Below are 3,699 nucleotides of genomic sequence, written 5' to 3' on the forward strand. Positions count from 1 at the left end.
GCCCGAGATCGTCGAGAACACCTATGTGCGCAACGTCCACAGCCCGTCCCTGACGGTGTTCCCCGCCGACCCGCGCCATGCGAACGGCGCGGCGGTCATCGTCGTGCCCGGCGGCGGCCATCGCATGCTGGTTTTCGTCAATGAGGGCGTCGGGCCGGCCAAGGCGCTCAACCGCTACGGCGTCACCACCTTCGTCCTGAAGTACCGCCTGGCGCGCGAGGCGGGATCGACCTATGCGATCGACCGCGACGCGGCCGCCGACCTGCGCCGGGCGATCCGCTGGGTGCGGGCCAACGCCGCCCAATATGGGGTGGACCCGCGCCGGATCGGCGTGATGGGCTTTTCGGCCGGCGGCGAACTGGTCTCGCTGGTCGCCGACAACCCCGCGCCGACCCAGCCGCCCTCGGCCGATCCGCTGGACGCGGTCGACGCCCGTCCCGACTTCCAGGTGCTGGTCTATCCCGGACCCTTGGGCGTCCCCGCCCAGGCCGTGGCCGGCGCCCCGCCGGCCTTCATCACCGCCGGTTCCCTGGACCCATGCTGCGCCGAGCCGGCCGTGACCCTCTACAGCCAGCTTCGCAAGGCCGGGGTGTCGGCGGAGCTGCACATGTTCGCCGACATGGACCACGGCTTCAACATCGCCGCCCACTCCGAGAGCCTGTCGATCCTGCACTGGCCCGACCGCCTGGCCGATTGGCTGAGCGACGGCGGCTGGCTGCATGAAAGACCCTTGACGGACCCGAAGCCCTTCAAACCCTAATGCCGCCAATCACCGGGATCACGACCATGGACATCGGACGCCGCGACCTCCTTCTCGCCGCCGCCTCTCTCACCATCGCCTCAGCCGCAGGAGGGGCTCGGGCCGCCGGCGATCGCAAGATCGGCTACGCCATCGTCGGCCTGGGCTATTACGGCCTCAACGTCATCCTGCCCCAGTTCGTCAACTGCCAGCACAGCCGGGTCACGGCCCTGGTCAGCGGAGACCCGGCCAAGGCCCGCGCGACCGCGGCGCGCTATGGCGTGCCTGAGCGCTCGATCTATTCCTATGAGACCTTCGACCAGATCCGCGACAATCCCGACGTCGACGTCGTCTATGTCATCCTGCCCAATTCCATGCACGCCGAGTACACCATCCGCGCCGCCAAGGCGGGCAAGCATGTGATGTGCGAGAAGCCGATGGCGACGTCGGTCGCCGACTGCGAGGCGATGATCGCCGCGTGCAAGGCGGCGGGGCGCAAGCTGATGATCGGCTACCGCTGCCATTTCGAGGCCACCAATCTGGAGGCCATGCGTCTGGCCCGGGCGGGCGCGGCCGGAAAGATCCGCTATGTGCGCTCCGAGCACGGCTTCGTGCAGGGCGATCCGTCAAAGTGGCGGTTGAAGAAGGGTTTGGCGGGCGGTGGGTCGCTGATGGACATGGGCGTCTACAGTCTGCAGGCCGCCCGCTACATGACCGGCGAGGAGCCGATCTCGGTCACGGCGCGCGAGTCCACCGACCGCAACGATCCCCGGTTCACCGAGGTGGAGGACATGATCGAGTGGATGCTCAAGTTTCCGTCCGGAGCGATCGCCGGCTGCCTGTCGACCTACAGCGCCAACCAGAACCATGTCCTGCTGATGGGCGACAAGGGACGGATCGAGATGGAGCCCGCCACCCGCTATGACGGCAACCGCCTGTGGACCGGCAGGGACGGCCGCGCGGAGGAAGTCGCCCCGCCGCCCGGCCCGGCCAAGACCCAGTTCGCCGGCCAGCTGGATCACCTGGCCGATTGCATCGCGGCCGACCGTTCGCCGATCGTTTCGGGTGAGGAGGGCCTGCGCGACATGAAGATCATCGAGGCCATCTACCGGTCGGCGCGCGAGGGAAGCACGATCAAGCTATAGGCGGCTAGGCGGCCAGCTCCGGGGATCGCGTGTCCCCAACCTTGTCCGCCCTAGCTGGAGACAGCCGATCCCAAGGTCTGCTGGAAGTGCGCCGCCAGGCCGTCGCCATCGACCTCCAGGCACACCCGGATGGACGGCGAAGCGCCGACCCTGCTGGTCTGTCCGGCGCGGTCGCCCGAAAGCGAGACCAGGACCTGGGCCTGATCCGGCGTGAACAGGTCGGGCGCGGTCAGGCTGATGAGGGCGGCCACGTCGTGCAGGACGCAACCGTCGAGGCCCTCGTGCCGCCCATAGGCCTGGGCGTATCGCCGACTGACCGCGTAGGCGAACGCGCCAAGGTTCCCGTCCCGCGCCGCCAGGCTTTGGGCGGCGGCGTCGGACCAGACGCAGGACAGGGTGACGTCCAGCGGGACCAGGGTGATCGGCCAGGCCGCGCCGAGCACTTCGCTGGCCGCCTCGGGGTCGTTGTGGAAATTGGCTTCGGCGAACGGGGTCACATTGCCCGCCCGGCCTCGGCGCCCGAACGCCCCGCCCATGATGGTCACCCCCGCGACCAGCCGCGCGATGTCGGGGGCCGCGCGCAGCGCCAGGGCGAGGTTGGTCAAGGGCCCGATGGCCACCAGCTCGACGGCGCCGGGATGGGCGCGGATCAACTCGACGATCTTCTGGTGCGCGACGCCGGCGTCGGCCGCCGGAAGATCCAGGTCGCCAAGATCGATGTCGCCCAGACCATTGTCGCCATGCACGTGAACCGGCGAGGGGCCGCGGGGTCGGCTCAGGGGCGCGGCGGCGCCGCGATGGACGGGCGTGGTCAGGCCGAGACGCGCGCGCAGCCACAGAGCGTTGCGGGTGGTGGTCTCCACATCGGCATTGCCGAACACCGTGGTGATCGCCAGCAGACGCAGGTCGGGGCGGGCGCGCAGATAGAGCAGGGCCAGCGCGTCGTCGACGCCGGGATCGGTGTCCAGGATCACCCGTCTTGGCGGCGTGTCGCTCATCCGTAGACCGCGCGGCAGACCGCCTCGCACTTGGCCAGGTCGAACGCGCCGTCGGTCCGTACGCCCGACTCCATGTCGATCCAGTAGAGGGCGCCTTGCGGCGCGGCGATGCGGGCCAGGATCTCGGCGACGGTGTCGGGGCCGATGCCGCCCGAATATCCCCCGAACGCGCCCGACGCCGCCGGCGGCGCGGGCCAGCGCTCCGGGTGGACACCCCTTCCGAACGAGACGTCGAACAGCCAGTCGAGTCCCGCCTCGGCGGGGAATTCGCCCTGGCACTGCAGCACCGTCCGCACGGCCAGGCGGCGGCCATAGTCGCGCGCGGCGGCCACCTGAGCGGCGTCGCTGCCCTGGAAGCCGTGATTGACCTGGACGCGCTGGACGCCGGACGGGGCGAGGGGCGCGGACATCGGCGCGGCGACGATCGCCCTGGCCGCCGCGCCGCAGATATGGGCCGCCCAGCGCAAGTCGCGCTCGGCCAGCAGGGCAGCGCGAAGTTCGGCGTTCGGGAACAGCGCCATGTCCTCCTGGGCCGGGTCGACCAGCACGCCCCATTCGATCGGATAGCGCTGGGACAGCCGCTTCATGCCGGGCAACAGGTCGAGGCGATCGACGCCGGTGAAAGCGATGAAACAGGGCGGCTGCATGGCGAGGTCCGTGCTCAGAATATCCTTGCAAACTAGCAAGTGAAACGTTTCAGTCAAGCGAGCTGAACGGAGGTCGAAATGGCGGCGGTGGCGATCGCGGGATACGCGACGATCGACTATGTGGTCCGGGTCGAGGGCGACTTCACCGGACGCGGCACGCTGCCGATGCG

The 3,699-nt window shown here is 69.6% G+C and carries 4 protein-coding genes; 2 read left to right on the forward strand and 2 right to left on the reverse strand.

The features are described from left to right. Window positions 1-760, forward strand: a 760-nt coding sequence (locus tag WAL33_RS05765; RefSeq protein ID WP_422179370.1) for an alpha/beta hydrolase, incomplete at its 5' end; no start/stop codon positions are given. A 26-nt stretch (window positions 761-786) separates the two neighbouring features. Next, on the forward strand, window positions 787-1,884 hold the full coding sequence (locus WAL33_RS05770; protein ID WP_422179372.1) for a Gfo/Idh/MocA family protein: 1,098 nt from the start codon (window positions 787-789) through the stop codon (window positions 1,882-1,884). Window positions 1,885-1,934: 50 nt separating this feature from the next. Here WAL33_RS05770 and WAL33_RS05775 read toward each other — a convergent pair whose 3' ends face one another. After that, window positions 1,935-2,882 carry a nucleoside hydrolase gene (locus WAL33_RS05775; RefSeq protein ID WP_422179373.1) on the reverse strand — a complete coding sequence of 316 codons (948 nt, stop codon included), beginning with the start codon at window positions 2,880-2,882 and terminating at the stop codon, window positions 1,935-1,937. Next, window positions 2,879-3,529 (reverse strand): phosphoribosylanthranilate isomerase, encoded by a 651-nt coding sequence (locus WAL33_RS05780; RefSeq protein WP_422179375.1) that lies wholly within the window; start codon window positions 3,527-3,529, stop codon window positions 2,879-2,881. The genes WAL33_RS05775 and WAL33_RS05780 overlap by 4 nt, the downstream gene beginning before the upstream one ends. Window positions 3,530-3,699 lie beyond the last annotated feature (170 nt).

This window comes from Caulobacter sp. (genome assembly GCF_049283275.1).
Lineage (GTDB): Bacteria > Pseudomonadota > Alphaproteobacteria > Caulobacterales > Caulobacteraceae > Caulobacter.